This is a genomic window from Enterobacter quasiroggenkampii, from assembly GCF_043972695.1.
Lineage (GTDB): Bacteria > Pseudomonadota > Gammaproteobacteria > Enterobacterales > Enterobacteriaceae > Enterobacter > Enterobacter quasiroggenkampii.
Genome location: NZ_CP143745.1, coordinates 1,480,499 through 1,498,728 on the forward strand (window position 1 = coordinate 1,480,499; position 18,230 = coordinate 1,498,728).

14 protein-coding genes, 3 tRNA genes and 3 rRNA genes are annotated in these 18,230 nt (G+C 52.7%); 13 read left to right on the forward strand and 7 right to left on the reverse strand.

Going from position 1 to position 18,230, the window contains the following annotated elements:
* Positions 1-94: 94 nt before the first annotated feature.
* From metQ to metN, 3 genes are read right to left on the reverse strand one after another with little or no spacing between them, the layout of a single operon-like run.
* Positions 95-910 (reverse strand): methionine ABC transporter substrate-binding lipoprotein MetQ, encoded by an 816-nt coding sequence (metQ, locus tag V1572_RS07015; RefSeq protein ID WP_014168729.1) that lies wholly within the window; start codon positions 908-910, stop codon positions 95-97.
* A gap of 40 nt (positions 911-950) precedes the next feature.
* The gene (locus tag V1572_RS07020; protein WP_003856130.1) at positions 951-1,604 is read right to left on the reverse strand and encodes a methionine ABC transporter permease MetI; all 654 of its coding nucleotides are present in this window, start codon (positions 1,602-1,604) and stop codon (positions 951-953) included.
* The gene (gene metN, locus V1572_RS07025) at positions 1,597-2,628 is read right to left on the reverse strand and encodes a methionine ABC transporter ATP-binding protein MetN (RefSeq protein WP_023310475.1); all 1,032 of its coding nucleotides are present in this window, start codon (positions 2,626-2,628) and stop codon (positions 1,597-1,599) included. The genes V1572_RS07020 and metN overlap by 8 nt, the downstream gene beginning before the upstream one ends.
* 188 nt (positions 2,629-2,816) lie before the next feature.
* Here metN and gmhB point away from each other — a divergent pair, with 188 nt between their 5' ends.
* The 8 genes from gmhB (at position 2,817) to dkgB (ending at position 9,919) form a co-directional block, all read left to right on the forward strand.
* The gene (gene gmhB / locus V1572_RS07030; protein WP_395299814.1) at positions 2,817-3,383 is read left to right on the forward strand and encodes a D-glycero-beta-D-manno-heptose 1,7-bisphosphate 7-phosphatase; all 567 of its coding nucleotides are present in this window, start codon (positions 2,817-2,819) and stop codon (positions 3,381-3,383) included.
* A gap of 369 nt (positions 3,384-3,752) precedes the next feature.
* Positions 3,753-5,294: ribosomal RNA gene (locus tag V1572_RS07035) — 16S ribosomal RNA — on the forward strand.
* A 69-nt stretch (positions 5,295-5,363) separates the two neighbouring features.
* Positions 5,364-5,440, forward strand: a tRNA-Ile gene (locus V1572_RS07040).
* 43 nt (positions 5,441-5,483) lie between these two features.
* Positions 5,484-5,559 (forward strand) — tRNA-Ala (locus V1572_RS07045).
* A 171-nt stretch (positions 5,560-5,730) separates the two neighbouring features.
* Positions 5,731-8,634: ribosomal RNA gene (locus tag V1572_RS07050) — 23S ribosomal RNA — on the forward strand.
* A 72-nt stretch (positions 8,635-8,706) separates the two neighbouring features.
* A 5S ribosomal RNA gene (gene rrf, locus V1572_RS07055) occupies positions 8,707-8,822 on the forward strand.
* Together the 16S, 23S and 5S rRNA genes with 3 tRNA genes alongside form the textbook arrangement of a ribosomal RNA operon.
* 56 nt (positions 8,823-8,878) lie before the next feature.
* Positions 8,879-8,955 (forward strand) — tRNA-Asp (locus V1572_RS07060).
* A 160-nt stretch (positions 8,956-9,115) separates the two neighbouring features.
* Positions 9,116-9,919, forward strand: a complete 804-nt coding sequence (gene dkgB, locus V1572_RS07065) for a 2,5-didehydrogluconate reductase DkgB (protein ID WP_048029939.1) — start codon at positions 9,116-9,118, stop codon at positions 9,917-9,919.
* Between the two features lie 29 nt (positions 9,920-9,948).
* Here dkgB and yafC read toward each other — a convergent pair whose 3' ends face one another.
* Positions 9,949-10,854 carry a DNA-binding transcriptional regulator YafC gene (yafC, locus tag V1572_RS07070; RefSeq protein WP_045909864.1) on the reverse strand — a complete coding sequence of 302 codons (906 nt, stop codon included), beginning with the start codon at positions 10,852-10,854 and terminating at the stop codon, positions 9,949-9,951.
* A gap of 104 nt (positions 10,855-10,958) precedes the next feature.
* On the opposite strand from yafC, the gene V1572_RS07075 reads away from it, so the two are divergent.
* The 3 genes from V1572_RS07075 (at position 10,959) to V1572_RS07085 (ending at position 13,921) form a co-directional block, all read left to right on the forward strand.
* A complete protein-coding gene (locus V1572_RS07075; RefSeq protein ID WP_126534496.1) occupies positions 10,959-12,134 on the forward strand; it encodes an MFS transporter in 1,176 nt (391 codons plus the stop codon).
* Positions 12,135-12,270: 136 nt separating this feature from the next.
* On the forward strand, positions 12,271-13,071 hold the full coding sequence (locus tag V1572_RS07080) for an endonuclease/exonuclease/phosphatase family protein (protein ID WP_024909448.1): 801 nt from the start codon (positions 12,271-12,273) through the stop codon (positions 13,069-13,071).
* Positions 13,072-13,147: 76 nt separating this feature from the next.
* Complete coding sequence (locus V1572_RS07085; RefSeq protein WP_252073873.1) at positions 13,148-13,921, forward strand: class I SAM-dependent methyltransferase; 774 nt, start codon at positions 13,148-13,150, stop codon at positions 13,919-13,921.
* A 52-nt stretch (positions 13,922-13,973) separates the two neighbouring features.
* On the opposite strand, the gene mltD is transcribed toward V1572_RS07085, so the two are convergent.
* Both mltD and gloB read right to left on the reverse strand, forming a co-directional pair.
* A complete protein-coding gene (mltD, locus tag V1572_RS07090; protein ID WP_045909861.1) occupies positions 13,974-15,338 on the reverse strand; it encodes a murein transglycosylase D in 1,365 nt (454 codons plus the stop codon).
* Positions 15,339-15,406: 68 nt separating this feature from the next.
* Positions 15,407-16,165, reverse strand: a complete 759-nt coding sequence (gene gloB, locus V1572_RS07095; protein WP_395299815.1) for a hydroxyacylglutathione hydrolase — start codon at positions 16,163-16,165, stop codon at positions 15,407-15,409.
* A 32-nt stretch (positions 16,166-16,197) separates the two neighbouring features.
* Between gloB and V1572_RS07100 the strand changes: the two genes are divergently transcribed.
* Positions 16,198-16,914: a class I SAM-dependent methyltransferase gene (locus V1572_RS07100; protein ID WP_045909859.1), complete on the forward strand. Its 717-nt coding sequence runs from the start codon at positions 16,198-16,200 to the stop codon at positions 16,912-16,914.
* On the opposite strand, the gene rnhA is transcribed toward V1572_RS07100, so the two are convergent.
* The gene (rnhA, locus tag V1572_RS07105; RefSeq protein ID WP_008500276.1) at positions 16,915-17,382 is read right to left on the reverse strand and encodes a ribonuclease HI; all 468 of its coding nucleotides are present in this window, start codon (positions 17,380-17,382) and stop codon (positions 16,915-16,917) included.
* 64 nt (positions 17,383-17,446) lie between these two features.
* Between rnhA and dnaQ the strand changes: the two genes are divergently transcribed.
* Positions 17,447-18,178 (forward strand): DNA polymerase III subunit epsilon, encoded by a 732-nt coding sequence (gene dnaQ, locus V1572_RS07110; RefSeq protein ID WP_048029949.1) that lies wholly within the window; start codon positions 17,447-17,449, stop codon positions 18,176-18,178.
* Positions 18,179-18,230: the final 52 nt, after the last annotated feature.

The window sequence follows — 18,230 nt, forward strand, 5'->3', positions numbered from 1 at the left end:
ATGGATAATCAAAACGTCAGATATTGAATCAGTTGACTGCACAAATGACAAGACGGGCATAAGCCCGTCCTGATGATATTACACTGAGGTGAGATTACCAGCCTTTAACAGCGCCGCCGTTAAACACTTTGTTGGCTTCCTGGTAAACTTCGTCTGACTGATAGGCCTGAACGAATTTCTTCACGTTTTCCGCGTCCTTGTTGTCTTCGCGAGTCACGATCAGGTTAACGTACGGGGAGTCTTTATCTTCAACGAAGATACCGTCTTTGGCTGGCGTCAGGCCAATCTGGCTGGCGTACGTGGTGTTGATAACGGCCAGAGCAATCTGCGCATCGTCCAGAGAACGTGGCAGCTGCGGTGCTTCCAGTTCAACGATTTTCAGATTTTTCGGGTTCTCGGTGACGTCCAGAACGGTTGGCAGCAGGCCAACACCGTCTTTCAGTTTGATCAGGCCCACTTTCTGCAGCAGCAGCAGGGAACGACCAAGGTTAGTTGGGTCGTTAGGCACGGCAACCTGAGAGCCCGGCTGCAGTTCGTCCAGTGATTTAATTTTCTTAGAGTAACCGGCAATCGGATAAACGAAGGTGTTACCGACACCCACCAGTTTATAGCCACGATCTTTGATCTGCTGGTCCAGGTATGGCTTATGCTGGAAGGCGTTCGCGTCGATATCGCCTTTGCTCAGCGCTTCGTTCGGCAGAACGTAATCGTTGAAGGTCACCAGCTCCACATCCAGGCCATACTTCTCTTTTGCCACTTTCTGAGCAACTTCCGCAACCTGCTGTTCTGCACCTACGATAACGCCCACTTTAATGTGGTTTGGATCCTTTTCGTCCTGACCGCAACCCACCAGTGCCAGAGAGCCGATCAGCGCGCCTACTGCTGCGAAGGTCTTTAATTTAAACGCCATGTTTTATCCTTAACTCGTAGAGTTTGTGTTGTGTGTAACGTTATTTATGCGTAACAGCCCGGACGATGCGATCGCCAGAGAACTGGATTAAGTAAACCAGAACAACCAGCAATACCAGAACGGTATTCATCACGGTCGCGTTATATCCAATATAGCCGTACTGGTAACCAATCTGACCTAAACCGCCCGCGCCTACGGCACCGCCCATCGCCGAATAACCGACCAGGGTGATAAGCGTAATGGTTGCCGCATTCACCAGCCCTGGCAGTGCCTCCGGCAGCAGAACCTTGCGGACGATCTGCATCGGCGTGGCGCCCATCGCACGGGAAGCTTCGATCAAACCGGTTGGGATTTCCAGCAGGGCGTTTTCCACCATACGGGCGATAAACGGCGCAGCGCCAACGGTCAGCGGAACGATCGCCGCCTGCAGACCGATAGACGTTCCGACGATCACGCGGGTAAACGGAATCATCCACACCAGTAAAATAATGAACGGGATAGAACGGAAAATATTCACCAGCGCAGAGAGCGTACGGTACAGCTTCGCGTTCTCAATGATTTGACCCGGACGCGTCACGTACAGCAACACGCCGACCGGCAGGCCAATCACAAAACCAAAGAAGCCAGAGACAAAGGTCATTGCCAGCGTTTCCCAAACGCCGCGAACCAGCAGCCACATCATCGGCTCAGACATAACCCAGTACCTCTACTTTTACGTGATGTTCTTGCAGCCAGGCAATGGCTGCCTGGGTTTCTTCTTGTGTGCCGTGCATTTCTGTCAGCATGATGCCGAACTTGACGCCACCGGCGTAATCCATCTGCGCGCTGATGATGTTGTTGTTCACGTTAAAGCGACGTGCGGTTTCGGAAAGCAGGGGAGCATCAACGGACTGACCGGTGAACTCCATGCGCAGCATCGGGACGCTGTCAGCAGCGGGTTCGGTTTTCAAACGCTCCAGATAGTCTTCCGGAATATCCAGATGCAGCGTGGACTGGATGAACTGCTGCGCCAGCGGGGTTTTCGGATGCGAGAACACTTCACTTACCGTGTCCTGCTCGATCAGTTCACCGTTGCTGATGACCGCCACGCAGTCACAGATGCGTTTCACCACGTCCATCTCGTGCGTAATAAGGAGGATCGTCAGGCCCAGGCGACGATTAATGTCCTTCAGCAGTTCCAGAATCGAACGCGTGGTTGCCGGATCCAGTGCGCTGGTGGCTTCATCGCACAGCAGTACCTTAGGATTGCTTGCCAGCGCGCGGGCAATGGCCACACGTTGTTTTTGCCCACCGGACAGATTTGCCGGGTAGCTATCATGTTTATCGCCCAGACCCACGAGGTCGAGCAGCTCGGTGACGCGACGCTTCACTTCTTCTTTCGGCGTGTTATCCAGCTCAAGCGGTAAGGCAACGTTGCCGAACACGGTGCGGGAGGCCAGCAGGTTAAAGTGCTGGAAAATCATGCCAATCTGACGACGCGCTTTGGTGAGTTCTTTCTCTGAAAGGGCGGTAAGTTCCTGGCCGCCAACTTCTACGCTGCCCTGGGTTGGGCGCTCAAGCAGGTTAACACAACGGATCAGCGTGCTTTTACCTGCACCCGATGCGCCAATGACGCCATAAATTTGACCAGCAGGAACATGCAGGCTGACGTTGTTCAGCGCCTGAATGGTTCGGTTCCCCTGCTGGAACACTTTGGTGATATTGGAAAGTTTAATCATTAGATTATTTTTATCGTATGTAAGTTAGCCGTGGCATTTTCTTCTGCCAGATACGGGTGATGACCGTAAACAAAACGGATGTTAAGGCATCCAGACGTCTAAATCAATCCAACTCTGTACGATGAGCACTTTATTGCGCTGCGATTCATGAGATACTAGTCGAACATGCCTTTTTCAGGAGCAAACCGGTGGCAAAATCAGTACCCGCAATTTTCCTCGATCGTGACGGCACTATTAATGTGGATCACGGTTATGTCCATGAGATTGATGAGTTCGAGTTTATCGAGGGCGTAATAGATGCCATGCGCCAGCTGAAAGAGATGGGCTATGCGCTGGTGGTGGTGACGAACCAGTCCGGTATTGCACGCGGTAAATTTACCGAAGCGCAGTTTGAGACGCTGACGGAATGGATGGACTGGTCACTGGCCGACCGCGGTGTGGATCTCGATGGCATCTACTATTGTCCGCATCACCCACAGGGAACCGTAGAAGAATATCGTCAGACCTGTGATTGCCGTAAGCCGCATCCGGGAATGTTCATCTCTGCGCAGGAGTTCCTGCACATTGATATGGCGGCTTCTTATATGGTGGGCGATAAACTGGAAGATATGCAGGCAGCTGCAGCAGCGGGTGTAGGGACCAAAATATTAGTGCGCACCGGCAAGCCTGTGACGCCAGAAGCTGAGAATGCGGCGGATTGGGTAATTAATAGTCTGGCCGAGCTGCCAAAAGAGATTAAAAGGCACCAAAAATAGCCTTTCTGGTGAAAAGATGAGCGGTTGAAATAAAAATGCATTTTTCCGCTTGTCATTCCTCGGCGGCCCCCTATAATGCGCCTCCATCGACACGGCGGATGTGAATCACTTCACACAACAAGCGGTTCGGTTGAAGAGAAAAAATCCTGAAATAACGGGTTGACTCTGAAAGAGGAAAGCGTAATATACGCCACCTCGCAACGGTGAGCGAAAGCCGCGTTGCACTGCTCTTTAACAATTTATCAGACAATCTGTGTGGGCACTCAAAGTGACATGGATTCTTAATGTCTTCGGACAATAAATGAATACCAAGTCTCTGAGTGAACATACGTAATTCATTACGAAGTTTAATTCACGAGCATCAAACTTAAATTGAAGAGTTTGATCATGGCTCAGATTGAACGCTGGCGGCAGGCCTAACACATGCAAGTCGAGCGGCAGCGGAAAGTAGCTTGCTACTTTGCCGGCGAGCGGCGGACGGGTGAGTAATGTCTGGGAAACTGCCTGATGGAGGGGGATAACTACTGGAAACGGTAGCTAATACCGCATAACGTCGCAAGACCAAAGAGGGGGACCTTCGGGCCTCTTGCCATCAGATGTGCCCAGATGGGATTAGCTAGTAGGTGGGGTAACGGCTCACCTAGGCGACGATCCCTAGCTGGTCTGAGAGGATGACCAGCCACACTGGAACTGAGACACGGTCCAGACTCCTACGGGAGGCAGCAGTGGGGAATATTGCACAATGGGCGCAAGCCTGATGCAGCCATGCCGCGTGTATGAAGAAGGCCTTCGGGTTGTAAAGTACTTTCAGCGGGGAGGAAGGTGTTGAGGTTAATAACCTCAGCAATTGACGTTACCCGCAGAAGAAGCACCGGCTAACTCCGTGCCAGCAGCCGCGGTAATACGGAGGGTGCAAGCGTTAATCGGAATTACTGGGCGTAAAGCGCACGCAGGCGGTCTGTCAAGTCGGATGTGAAATCCCCGGGCTCAACCTGGGAACTGCATTCGAAACTGGCAGGCTAGAGTCTTGTAGAGGGGGGTAGAATTCCAGGTGTAGCGGTGAAATGCGTAGAGATCTGGAGGAATACCGGTGGCGAAGGCGGCCCCCTGGACAAAGACTGACGCTCAGGTGCGAAAGCGTGGGGAGCAAACAGGATTAGATACCCTGGTAGTCCACGCCGTAAACGATGTCGACTTGGAGGTTGTGCCCTTGAGGCGTGGCTTCCGGAGCTAACGCGTTAAGTCGACCGCCTGGGGAGTACGGCCGCAAGGTTAAAACTCAAATGAATTGACGGGGGCCCGCACAAGCGGTGGAGCATGTGGTTTAATTCGATGCAACGCGAAGAACCTTACCTACTCTTGACATCCAGAGAACTTTCCAGAGATGGATTGGTGCCTTCGGGAACTCTGAGACAGGTGCTGCATGGCTGTCGTCAGCTCGTGTTGTGAAATGTTGGGTTAAGTCCCGCAACGAGCGCAACCCTTATCCTTTGTTGCCAGCGGTTAGGCCGGGAACTCAAAGGAGACTGCCAGTGATAAACTGGAGGAAGGTGGGGATGACGTCAAGTCATCATGGCCCTTACGAGTAGGGCTACACACGTGCTACAATGGCGCATACAAAGAGAAGCGACCTCGCGAGAGCAAGCGGACCTCATAAAGTGCGTCGTAGTCCGGATTGGAGTCTGCAACTCGACTCCATGAAGTCGGAATCGCTAGTAATCGTAGATCAGAATGCTACGGTGAATACGTTCCCGGGCCTTGTACACACCGCCCGTCACACCATGGGAGTGGGTTGCAAAAGAAGTAGGTAGCTTAACCTTCGGGAGGGCGCTTACCACTTTGTGATTCATGACTGGGGTGAAGTCGTAACAAGGTAACCGTAGGGGAACCTGCGGTTGGATCACCTCCTTACCTTAAAGAACCTGCCTTTGCAGTGCTCACACAGATTGTCTGATGAAAAACAGCAGTAAAAATCTCTGCAGGCTTGTAGCTCAGGTGGTTAGAGCGCACCCCTGATAAGGGTGAGGTCGGTGGTTCAAGTCCACTCAGGCCTACCAAACTCCTTTTAAAGGATGAGCGGTACAGAGATTGCAAAACGATGGGGCTATAGCTCAGCTGGGAGAGCGCCTGCTTTGCACGCAGGAGGTCTGCGGTTCGATCCCGCATAGCTCCACCATCTTTTACTGCGAACCCAAGAAAACTTCAGAGTGAACCTGAAAAGGTGCACTGCGAAGTTTTGCTCTTTAAAAATCTGGATCAAGCTGAAAATTGAAACGACACATCTTTAATGGTGTGTTCGAGTCTCTCAAATTTTCGCAATCAGAAGTGAAACATCTTCGGGTTGTGAGGTTAAGCGACTAAGCGTACACGGTGGATGCCCTGGCAGTCAGAGGCGATGAAGGACGTGCTAATCTGCGAAAAGCGCCGGCGAGGTGATATGAACCTTTGACCCGGCGATGTCCGAATGGGGAAACCCAGTGCAATTCGTTGCACTATCGTTAACTGAATACATAGGTTAACGAGGCGAACCGGGGGAACTGAAACATCTAAGTACCCCGAGGAAAAGAAATCAACCGAGATTCCCCCAGTAGCGGCGAGCGAACGGGGAGCAGCCCAGAGTCTGAATCAGCTTGTGTGTTAGTGGAAGCGTCTGGAAAGTCGCACGGTACAGGGTGACAGTCCCGTACACGAAAACACACAGGTTGTGAACTCGAAGAGTAGGGCGGGACACGTGGTATCCTGTCTGAATATGGGGGGACCATCCTCCAAGGCTAAATACTCCTGACTGACCGATAGTGAACCAGTACCGTGAGGGAAAGGCGAAAAGAACCCCGGCGAGGGGAGTGAAAAAGAACCTGAAACCGTGTACGTACAAGCAGTGGGAGCACCTTCGTGGTGTGACTGCGTACCTTTTGTATAATGGGTCAGCGACTTATATTCTGTAGCAAGGTTAACCGTATAGGGGAGCCGAAGGGAAACCGAGTCTTAACTGGGCGTTAAGTTGCAGGGTATAGACCCGAAACCCGGTGATCTAGCCATGGGCAGGTTGAAGGTTGGGTAACACTAACTGGAGGACCGAACCGACTAATGTTGAAAAATTAGCGGATGACTTGTGGCTGGGGGTGAAAGGCCAATCAAACCGGGAGATAGCTGGTTCTCCCCGAAAGCTATTTAGGTAGCGCCTCGTGAACTCATCTTCGGGGGTAGAGCACTGTTTCGGCTAGGGGGCCATCCCGGCTTACCAACCCGATGCAAACTACGAATACCGAAGAATGTTATCACGGGAGACACACGGCGGGTGCTAACGTCCGTCGTGAAGAGGGAAACAACCCAGACCGCCAGCTAAGGTCCCAAAGTCATGGTTAAGTGGGAAACGATGTGGGAAGGCACAGACAGCCAGGATGTTGGCTTAGAAGCAGCCATCATTTAAAGAAAGCGTAATAGCTCACTGGTCGAGTCGGCCTGCGCGGAAGATGTAACGGGGCTAAACCATGCACCGAAGCTGCGGCAGCGACACTATGTGTTGTTGGGTAGGGGAGCGTTCTGTAAGCCGTTGAAGGTGTGCTGTGAGGCATGCTGGAGGTATCAGAAGTGCGAATGCTGACATAAGTAACGATAAAGCGGGTGAAAAGCCCGCTCGCCGGAAGACCAAGGGTTCCTGTCCAACGTTAATCGGGGCAGGGTGAGTCGACCCCTAAGGCGAGGCCGAAAGGCGTAGTCGATGGGAAACAGGTTAATATTCCTGTACTTGGTGTTACTGCGAAGGGGGGACGGAGAAGGCTATGTTAGCCGGGCGACGGTTGTCCCGGTTTAAGCATGTAGGCGGAGGTTCCAGGTAAATCCGGTACCTTTTAACGCTGAGGTGTGATGACGAGGCACTACGGTGCTGAAGTAACAAATGCCCTGCTTCCAGGAAAAGCCTCTAAGCATCAGGTAACACGAAATCGTACCCCAAACCGACACAGGTGGTCAGGTAGAGAATACCAAGGCGCTTGAGAGAACTCGGGTGAAGGAACTAGGCAAAATGGTGCCGTAACTTCGGGAGAAGGCACGCTGATATGTAGGTGAAGCCCCTGCGGGTGGAGCTGAAATCAGTCGAAGATACCAGCTGGCTGCAACTGTTTATTAAAAACACAGCACTGTGCAAACACGAAAGTGGACGTATACGGTGTGACGCCTGCCCGGTGCCGGAAGGTTAATTGATGGGGTTAGCGGCAACGCGAAGCTCTTGATCGAAGCCCCGGTAAACGGCGGCCGTAACTATAACGGTCCTAAGGTAGCGAAATTCCTTGTCGGGTAAGTTCCGACCTGCACGAATGGCGTAATGATGGCCAGGCTGTCTCCACCCGAGACTCAGTGAAATTGAACTCGCTGTGAAGATGCAGTGTACCCGCGGCAAGACGGAAAGACCCCGTGAACCTTTACTATAGCTTGACACTGAACACTGGTCCTTGATGTGTAGGATAGGTGGGAGGCTTTGAAGCGTGGACGCCAGTCTGCGTGGAGCCGTCCTTGAAATACCACCCTTTAATGGCTGGTGTTCTAACGTAGACCCGTAATCCGGGTTGCGGACAGTGTCTGGTGGGTAGTTTGACTGGGGCGGTCTCCTCCCAAAGAGTAACGGAGGAGCACGAAGGTTAGCTAATCCTGGTCGGACATCAGGAGGTTAGTGCAATGGCATAAGCTAGCTTGACTGCGAGAGTGACGGCTCGAGCAGGTGCGAAAGCAGGTCATAGTGATCCGGTGGTTCTGAATGGAAGGGCCATCGCTCAACGGATAAAAGGTACTCCGGGGATAACAGGCTGATACCGCCCAAGAGTTCATATCGACGGCGGTGTTTGGCACCTCGATGTCGGCTCATCACATCCTGGGGCTGAAGTAGGTCCCAAGGGTATGGCTGTTCGCCATTTAAAGTGGTACGCGAGCTGGGTTTAGAACGTCGTGAGACAGTTCGGTCCCTATCTGCCGTGGGCGCTGGAGAATTGAGGGGGGCTGCTCCTAGTACGAGAGGACCGGAGTGGACGCATCACTGGTGTTCGGGTTGTCATGCCAATGGCACTGCCCGGTAGCTAAATGCGGAAAAGATAAGTGCTGAAAGCATCTAAGCACGAAACTTGCCCCGAGATGAGTTCTCCCTGAGACTTTAAGTCTCCTGAAGGAACGTTGAAGACGACGACGTTGATAGGTCGGGTGTGTAAGCGCAGCGATGCGTTGAGCTAACCGATACTAATGAACCGTGAGGCTTAACCTTACAACGCCGAAGATGTTTTGGCGAAGAGACGAACAATCAAAATTCAGCCTTGATACAGATTAACAGAATTTGCCTGGCGGCTTTAGCGCGGTGGTCCCACCTGACCCCATGCCGAACTCAGAAGTGAAACGCCGTAGCGCCGATGGTAGTGTGGGGTCTCCCCATGTGAGAGTAGGGAACTGCCAGGCATCAAATTAAGTAGTAAGCCGGTGCATTAATCCGGTGGTTACAAGCAGTCTTCGGTGGAGCGGTAGTTCAGTCGGTTAGAATACCTGCCTGTCACGCAGGGGGTCGCGGGTTCGAGTCCCGTCCGTTCCGCCACTTATTAAAAGCCCTGAGTTAGCGCTCAGGGCTTTTTTCTTATCTGACGTTTAATTATTGCGAAATCAGCAAAAATCCTCTGCGTTTTACGATCTTTTTCTCTATAACACCGCCAGCGATAATCATCCTCAGTTTACGAACATAACGATTGAGGAAAATTATGACTCTCCCTGCATTTGGTCTGGGCACATTCCGCCTGAAAGACGACGTTGTTATCGCATCAGTTAAAACCGCACTCGAACTGGGCTATCGCGCAGTTGATACGGCGCAGATCTATGAAAACGAAGCTGCCGTTGGACAAGCTCTCGAAGAGAGCGGTGTACCGCGTAATGAGCTGTTTATTACCACGAAAATCTGGATTGAGAATCTCAGCAAAGATAAGCTGATCCCAAGCCTGAAAGAAAGCCTGAAAAAACTGCGTACTGACTACGTTGATCTGACGCTGATCCACTGGCCATCACCAAACGATGCCGTTTCCGTGGAAGAATTCATGCAGGCGCTGCTGGAAGCGAAAAAGCAGGGCTTAACCCGCGAAATTGGGATCTCCAACTTCACGATCCCGCTGATGGAAAAAGCCATTGCGGCTGTAGGTGCAGAAAATATTGCGACCAACCAGATTGAACTGTCTCCTTACCTGCAGAACCGCAAAGTCGTGGACTGGGCAAAACAGCACGGGATCCACATCACCTCATACATGACGCTGGCCTATGGTAAAGCGCTGAAAGATGAAGTGATTACGCGTATCGCTGAGAAACATAGCGCGACTGCCGCGCAGGTCATTCTGGCATGGGCAATGGGTGAAGGTTATGCCGTGATCCCATCTTCAACTAAACGTGAAAACCTGGCGAGCAACCTGTTAGCAACGGATCTTCACCTGGATGCTGACGATAAAAAAGCGATCGCAGCCCTGGAGTGCAACGATCGCCTGGTCAGCCCGGAAGGCTTAGCTCCTCACTGGGATTAAGTTTGGCCCACCCTCTGTAACCTGAACCCTCACACAGCTCCTCCGGGAGCTGTTTTTATATGTTCACTCAGAAAATCAATAAAGGCACGAATGCGCGTACTCACCGCTCTGTCACTGTAATATACCGCGCTAAAAGGCATTTCGACCGGCAGGCGTTTATCGGCCATCAATTCCACCAGTTCACCCCGCGCAATCTCCTTATCGATCATATAGTCTGACAGGCAGGCGATACCATTGCCTTCGAGGCACAGCTGCTTCAGCGTTTCCCCGCTGTTAGACGACAATCCGCTAGTAATTTCATGAAGTTGCCCGTCATGGCAGGCGACAGGCCAGGTGTTCAGCGATACTGGCTCCGTAAAGCCCAGGCACAGATGCTGCTTCAGTTCTTCAACCGTCTCAGGTTTACCATGTTCAGCAATATACTGTGGCGACGCGATAATTTTTCGGTAGCTGGCAAACAGAGGGCGGGCACGCAAGCTTGAATCGGTCAGCGTTCCCGCCCGGATAGCCACATCTACCTTTCGCTCGATGAGGTTGATAAACGTCTCTGAGGAGACCAGAGAGAGCGTCATCTCCGGATAACGTTCGCGGAAAGGTTTAATCAGCGGCATCAGAAAGTGAAGCACAACCGGCGTGGCCGCATCAATGCGCAGTAACCCACGCGGCGTGCTGCGGGTTTCCATAATCTCGGTCTCCGCTGCGGCCATCTCCTGCAGTACCGACTGCACGCGGCGAAAATAACGCTCTCCTTCTTCCGTCAGGCTCAGCTGCCGCGTCGTTCGGTTGAGCAGGCTCACCCCAAGCTTCATCTCCAGCTTTTTTACCGAGCGGCTAATGGCTGAGTTAGCCTGCCCCAGCTGTTCGGCCGCGCGGCTAAAGCTGCCGCTTTCGACGACGGCGACAAAGATTGTCAGCTCTTCCGACGTTGCTTTCATTGTTGCACCACCCGCAAAATTATATTGATATTTTGACCATTTTTGTTATTTAAGCACTGGCGCATACTGCCTGTCATCTTAATCCTGATGATACGGAGTATTTTATGCCACTGGCGCTTCTTGCCCTGACGATCAGTGCCTTTGCAATTGGCACGACCGAATTTGTTATCGTGGGACTGGTTCCCACCATTGCTAACCAGCTTGCGATCTCATTGCCCTCCGCCGGATTACTGGTGTCCATCTATGCCCTGGGCGTTGCCGTCGGCGCCCCCGTGCTGACGGCCCTGACCGGACGTTTTCCGCGTAAGCAGCTGTTAGTTGCATTGATGGTGCTGTTCACCGCCGGCAACGTGCTGGCCTGGCAGGCGCCGGACTACACCACGCTGGTCATCGCTCGTCTGTTGACCGGCCTTGCACACGGGGTGTTCTTCTCGATTGGTTCCACTATTGCAACCAGCCTGGTACCAAAAGAGAAAGCGGCCTCCGCCATTGCGATCATGTTCGGTGGGCTGACCGTTGCACTCGTCACGGGCGTACCATTGGGGACGTTTATCGGACAACACTTCGGCTGGCGTGAAACGTTCCTGGCCGTCTCCTTACTGGGCGTCATTGCCCTGGTGACCAGCCTGCTGCTGGTGCCGTCGAATATTCCTGGCCGGGCCAGCGCCAGCCTGAGCGATCAGCTGAAGGTGCTCACGCATCCGCGTTTGCTGCTCATCTACGCGGTTACGGCGCTGGGCTATGGCGGCGTATTCACCGCCTTCACTTTCCTTGCACCGATGATGCAGGACCTGGCAGGTTTCTCCCCCAATGCCGTGAGCTGGATTTTGCTGGGATACGGTATTTCCGTTGCGATTGGCAATATCTGGGGCGGCAAGCTTGCGGATAAGCATGGTGCGGTACCGGCGCTGAAATTCATCTTCGCCGCGCTGGTCGTTCTGTTGATGATTTTCCAGTTCACGGCTTCGCTACAGTACGCCGCGCTGGTCACCGTGCTGGTCATGGGGATCTTCGCCTTTGGTAATGTGCCCGGGCTTCAGGTCTACGTTGTACAGAAAGCCGAGCTTTATACGCCCAATGCGGTGGATGTGGCTTCCGGCCTGAATATTGCCGCTTTTAATATTGGTATCGCGCTGGGCTCCATCATTGGTGGGCAAACCGTTGAACACGTCGGATTAACCCAGACGCCATGGATTGGCGCGGTCATTGTCCTGGTCGCTTTCCTGTTGATTGGTCTGAGCGGACGTCTTGATAAACCCGCTCGCGTCGCGCTGGGTTAACATCAGTAAGCGCTTGCTTACAAAACTGGAAAGCGGTTTCTCAGAAATTGCGTTGAAAGTGTGACCTAAAGTCCCTATAACATTAGAACCAGTCCGTTTTCCGGACTGGTTCATGTTACAGAGGCTGTTTCCAAAAGTGCGAAAAAATACCTATGCCATGCGTTATGTAGCCGGAATGCCCGCGGAGAGGATCTTGCCTCCGGGGTCATTTGCGAGCATAAGCCAGGCATTACCCGCCGGCACGCCGTTAAGCAGCGATGAAAAAATCCGTGTACTGGTGTGGAATATCTTTAAGCAGCAGCGTGCGGAGTGGTTATCGGTCCTCAAGAATTTTGGCAAAGATGCCCATCTGGTTCTGCTCCAGGAGGCGCAAACCACCCCTGAGCTGGTGCGGTTTGCGACCACCAACTATCTTGCCGCCGACCAGGTACCCGCCTTTGTTTTGCCTCAGCATCCCTCGGGCGTGATGACGCTTTCAGCGGCACATCCCGTCTATTGTTGCCCACTGCGCGAACGAGAGCCTATTCTGCGCCTGGCGAAATCGGCGCTGGTGACGGTCTATCCGCTGCCAGATACCCGTATGCTGATGGTCGTGAATATCCACGCGGTGAACTTCAGCCTGGGCGTGGATGTGTACAGTAAGCAGTTACTTCCGATTGGCGATCAGATAGCGCATCACAGCGGGCCCATCATTATGGCCGGCGATTTCAATGCCTGGAGCCGTCCGCGCATGAATGCGCTGTACCGCTTTGCGCGCGAAATGTCGCTGCGTGAAGTTCGTTTTAGCGATGACCAGCGCAAAAAAGCCTTTGGTCGTCCTCTTGACTTTGTCTTCTATCGTGGGTTGAGCGTGCACGATGCCTCCGTGCTGGTGACGCGCGCCTCCGATCATAACCCTCTACTCGTCGAATTCAGTCCCGGCAAACCTGATAAATAATGGTGTGTCAGGTCTGCCGTGGGGCAGGCCTGTGCAGGTGCTGCCCTTTTATTTTTAACCCACAAAGGACAGTACGATGACAACAACACACTCCCATCATGACAACGTAGAAAAACAGTTTGGTTCGCAGGCAAATGCGTATCTGAGCAGCGCCGTACACGCTTCAGGCCGCGATCTGGTACGCCTCGGTGAGCGCCTGTCGGCATTTCCGCAGGCGCACGTGCTGGATTTAGGCTGCGGGGCAGGGCATGCCAGCTTCACGGCTGCGCAGCAGGTGGCGCAGGTTACCGCATATGACTTATCCAGCCAGATGCTGGAGGTGGTTGCTGAAGCGGCCAAAGCGAAGGGGCTGGACAACATTGATACGCGTCAGGGCTATGCCGAATCCTTACCTTTTGATGATGCCGCGTTTGAGGTGGTGATCAGCCGTTATTCCGCGCACCACTGGCATGATGTTGGCCAGGCATTACGCGAAGTCAAACGCGTTCTGAAGCCGGGTGGCATCCTCATTATTATGGATGTGATGTCGCCTGGACATCCGGTGCGCAATATCTGGCTGCAAACGGTGGAAGCGCTGCGCGACACCTCGCATGTGCAAAACTACGCCAGCGGAGAGTGGTTATCGCTTATCACGGAAGCGGGACTGATTACACGCTCGTTAATCACAGACCGTTTGCCACTGGAGTTTAGCTCGTGGATAGCGCGTATGCGCACCCCGGAAGCATTAAGTCAGGCAATCAGACTGTATCAGGAGAGTGCGTCCGCAGAGGTGAAGGCGTACTTTGAACTGCAGGACGATGGTTCATTTACCAGCGATACCATCATGGCGGAAGCGCAAAAAGCGGGATAAACAAAAAAGGCACCGAGGGGAATCGGTGCCTTTTTATCTTTCGGTCGTGTTATCAGGAGTCTGGCGTCGCGCTGTTCTTCACAAACAGCGTCAACTGGTCGCCTGGTTTCAGATTGTCAGTATCATTGTTCCAGCGCATCACATCTTTGATGTTCACGCCGTGACGTTTTGCGATACTGGACAGCGAATCACCCTTACGCACGCGATAGGTAATGCTATCGCTGTTGTTGGCAAGACGCTGTGCACTGCTACCTGCGCCAACCGTCAGATTCTGACCCACTTTCAAGCCCGATCCGCGCAGATTGTTCCACTGCTGGAGATCTTTTGCGCTCACGCCAAGACGTGATGCGATGCCTGAAAGCGTATCACCTGAACGAACCTTATAACTGCGGCTGTTGACGGGTGAGGCATCCGCGATCAGCGTTGACTGAACGGCGGCGATTTCACCCGAAGCTAAAGACTCACGTAACTGCTCAGCATGTTTCTGCGGAACCATTACATACTGCGGGCCACTCGCCCCCAGGGTTGAGCCTTTAACGCCAGCATTAAAGGTTTTCAGTTTACTTACCGACATACCCGTCATATCAGCAACCTGTTGAATATCAACTGGATTGCTGAGGCGAACACGCGCCAGTGCACGACTTTCGTCTGGTGTTGGCAGTTGCACACCGTAACGCTTGCTGTTCTTGAGAATATCGCTCAGTGCCAGCATTTTCGGTACGTAAATCTTTGTTTCCTGTGGCAGTGAGAGCGACCAAAAATCGGTGGATTTACCCCGTGCTTTATTCGCTTTCATTGCCTTCAGTACACGACCTTCGCCGCTATTGTACGCTGCGACCGTTAACAGCCAGTCGCCGTCAAACATCTTGTTCAGACGTTGCATCATGTCGAGAGCGGCTGTCGTTGAAGCGACAACATCGCGACGCGCATCATAGTTGCGGGTCTGTTTCAGACCATAGTTTCGCCCGGTGCTCGGAATGATCTGCCAAATGCCTGCGGCATTGGCGCCAGACGTCGCGTGTGGGTCAAAAGCGCTCTCCACTATGGGTAGGAGTACCAGCTCCATAGGCATGTTACGTTTCTTAACTTGCCCGGCTATCCAGTACATATACGGCTCTGCCCGTAACGTTACATCGTGGAGATAGCTCTTATTACTTAAATACTTCTGTTTCTGTTCGCGAATCCGGGTATTTTCCGGAATTCCCATCTTTAGCTCGTCGCCAATAGAGGTCCACAAGTCTTGATCCTGCGCGAAAGATGTTCCATCGTCCATCCAGCGCGCCGAACTTGTAAACTTCCCTGCTTCCCCTTGACCAGCTGCAGAAAGGCTCTGTGCGTGCTGTTGTACGTTGCTGCCGTTCTGCGACTGGCAACCTACAAGCAGGACAGAGGCGAGTAATATCGCTTTTGCCTTCATGTGTGTGTCAATAGTTGCTTAAAAGACGAGCGATGATAACGGCGAAATTTTGAAAAGGCAACCCGCAATTATCTGAAGTTATCTTTCTTTGACCTTAACCATGCAAATCGCTGTTCTGGTTGTTGCAAATTTGTTTCTTGGTTAATTTTATTAATTAAATCAATATCATCTGTTCGTAAAAATAAATTAATTTGGCGCTCGTTTTTCAGAATTACGGGGAGTGTTTTTTGGTTTTTTGCACGTAACTCCTTCACTTTGTGATAATAATCCTGAATCGCCCGATCCTCAGGCAACAGGCTGACGGCAAACTTCACATTTCCTAATGTATACTCATGCGCGCAACAAATAACGGTATCATCGGGTAATGCGTTAATCTTCTGTAAAGACTGATACATTTGTGCTGGTGTGCCTTCAAACAGTCTTCCGCAGCCTCCGGAGAACAGCGTGTCGCCGCAAAAAAGATAAGGCTTACTGTAGAAACACAGATGTCCCAAAGTGTGACCCGGTGTAGCAAATACGGAAAACTCCCACTCACGTATGAGGATTTTTTCGCCTTCTTCGACTACTTGCGTGAGTCCCTTATCTTGTGCCTCTGCCGGTCCGTAAACCACAATATGCGGAAAGTGGGCGCGCAGTTCAGGCACGCCGCCCGTATGATCGTGATGGTGATGCGTCAACAGAATGGCTTCCGGCTGCCAGCCGTTCTCTTTTATTGCGCGCAGTACGGGGGCGGATTCTCCGGGATCGACAATGACGCATCGACGTTCATCGTCCACCAAAACCCAGATGTAATTGTCCTCAAAAGCGGAAATACTGATAAGATTCATACATTACCTCTAATAGCGTGGCGGGTGTGTTGATGAAACCGGCAAGGATACCTCAGACTGTCGCAGCACCGGAACGTTGGGCGGAATTGCCCTGGGGTGAATACTATCGCGAAGCGTTAGAGCAACAGCTGAAGCCCTGGCTGGCGAAAATGTATGGCTTTCACCTGCTTAAGATTGGCAATCTCAGCGCGGAAATCAATACCGAAAGCTGCGCTATCTCGCATCAGGTCAACGTCTCTCTCGGCGGATCGCCGGTTCAGGTGAAAGCAGACCCATTACATCTGCCGTTTGCGGAAAAATCCGTTGATGCGTGCTTGCTCGCACATACGTTACCCTGGTGCAGCGATCCGCACCGTCTGCTTCGCGAAGCCGATCGCGTGCTGATTGATGACGGCTGGCTGGTACTGAGCGGATTCAATCCGCTGAGCCTGATGGGCCTGCGTAAGCTGGTACCGGTGCTGCGTCGGACGCCGCCTTACAACAGCCGGATGTTCACCATGATGCGCCAGCTCGACTGGCTGTCACTGCTGAACTTCGAAGTGCTCTGCTACGGCGGTTTTCAGGTGCTGCCCTGGGCGCGGCAGGGGGGCGTCTTGTTGAGCACGCATTTGCCTGCCTTAGGCTGCATGCAGTTTATCGTCGCGCGTAAGCGAACCATTCCCCTTACGCTTAATCCCATGAAGCAGAGCAAATCGAAAACGCCAATCCGTCAGACCGTTGGCGCCACGCGGCAATACAAAAAGCCGTGATCAGGATTCAGGCTGATAACCCGCGTCCTCATGCGCTGGGTTAGCGGCCGCCGCACGCGCCAGCTCGTCACAGCGTTCGTTTTCCGGATGGCCGGCGTGCCCTTTAACCCACTCCCACTTAATCTGGTGCTGGCCCAGCGCAGCATCAAGACGTTTCCAGAGATCGACGTTCTTGACCGGTTTCTTATCGGCCGTCTTCCAGCCGCGTTTTTTCCAGTTATGGATCCACTGGGTAATTCCCTGGCGGACGTACTGACTGTCGGTACTTAACACCACGTCACAATGTTCTTTTAACGCCTCCAGCGCCACAATGGCCGCCATGAGCTCCATCCGGTTGTTGGTGGTCAGAAAATAGCCTTCGCTAAAAGTTTTTTCGTGCTGGCGATAACGCATAATCGCGCCGTAGCCGCCGGGACCTGGGTTGCCGAGACAAGATCCATCGGTGAAAATTTCTACCTGTTTACGCATCTCTGGTAGACTTCCTGTATTTGAAACGTTCAGTTAAACGATAAGTCTGACATAAATGACCGCTATGAGCACTGCAATTACTCGCCAGATCGTCCTCGATACCGAAACCACCGGTATGAACCAGATCGGCGCGCACTACGAAGGGCATAAGATCATCGAGATCGGCGCCGTTGAAGTGGTGAACCGTCGTCTTACGGGGAACAACTTCCACGTCTACCTCAAGCCCGATCGGCTGGTGGACCCCGAAGCGTTCGGCGTTCACGGTATTGCCGATGAGTTCTTGCTGGATAAGCCGACGTTTGCGGATGTGGCTGACGAGTTCCTGGAATACATCAAGGGTGCCGAGCTTGTCATCCATAACGCCTCGTTCGATATCGGCTTTATGGACTATGAATTCAGCAAACTTAATCGTGATATCCCGAAGACGAACACCTTCTGTAAGGTAACAGACAGTCTGGCGCTGGCGAGGAAGATGTTCCCCGGCAAGCGTAACAGCCTGGATGCACTTTGTTCGCGCTACGAGATAGACAATACCAAACGAACGCTCCACGGGGCGTTGCTCGATGCCCAGATCCTCGCCGATGTCTATCTGACGATGACCGGCGGGCAGACGTCAATGAAGTTCAGTATGGAAAATGAGTCTCAGCAGACGCAGGGCGAAGCGGGTATTCAGCGTGTTGTCCGTCAGGCAAGCCGGCTACGGGTTGTTTTAGCCAGTGATGAAGAGCTGCTTAACCACGAATCCCGTCTTGATCTGGTGCAGAAGAAGGGCGGCAGCTGTCTCTGGCGTGCCTGAAAAAACGCCGGAGTGCCTGTAAAATCATCGTTTGGGCGATTTTTGCAGCAAA

What these genes read in the sequence shown, in the direction of transcription:
- metQ (WP_014168729.1), bottom strand. Translation starts at nt 910, where the DNA reads ATGGCGTTTAAATTAAAGACCTTCGCAGCAGTAGGCGCGCTGATCGGC.
- V1572_RS07020 (WP_003856130.1), bottom strand. Translation starts at nt 1,604, where the DNA reads ATGTCTGAGCCGATGATGTGGCTGCTGGTTCGCGGCGTTTGGGAAACG.
- metN (WP_023310475.1), bottom strand. Translation starts at nt 2,628, where the DNA reads ATGATTAAACTTTCCAATATCACCAAAGTGTTCCAGCAGGGGAACCGA.
- dkgB (WP_048029939.1), top strand. Translation starts at nt 9,116, where the DNA reads ATGACTCTCCCTGCATTTGGTCTGGGCACATTCCGCCTGAAAGACGAC.
- yafC (WP_045909864.1), bottom strand. Translation starts at nt 10,854, where the DNA reads ATGAAAGCAACGTCGGAAGAGCTGACAATCTTTGTCGCCGTCGTCGAA.
- V1572_RS07075 (WP_126534496.1), top strand. Translation starts at nt 10,959, where the DNA reads ATGCCACTGGCGCTTCTTGCCCTGACGATCAGTGCCTTTGCAATTGGC.
- V1572_RS07085 (WP_252073873.1), top strand. Translation starts at nt 13,148, where the DNA reads ATGACAACAACACACTCCCATCATGACAACGTAGAAAAACAGTTTGGT.
- mltD (WP_045909861.1), bottom strand. Translation starts at nt 15,338, where the DNA reads ATGAAGGCAAAAGCGATATTACTCGCCTCTGTCCTGCTTGTAGGTTGC.
- gloB (WP_395299815.1), bottom strand. Translation starts at nt 16,165, where the DNA reads ATGAATCTTATCAGTATTTCCGCTTTTGAGGACAATTACATCTGGGTT.
- V1572_RS07100 (WP_045909859.1), top strand. Translation starts at nt 16,198, where the DNA reads ATGAAACCGGCAAGGATACCTCAGACTGTCGCAGCACCGGAACGTTGG.
- rnhA (WP_008500276.1), bottom strand. Translation starts at nt 17,382, where the DNA reads ATGCGTAAACAGGTAGAAATTTTCACCGATGGATCTTGTCTCGGCAAC.
- dnaQ (WP_048029949.1), top strand. Translation starts at nt 17,447, where the DNA reads ATGAGCACTGCAATTACTCGCCAGATCGTCCTCGATACCGAAACCACC.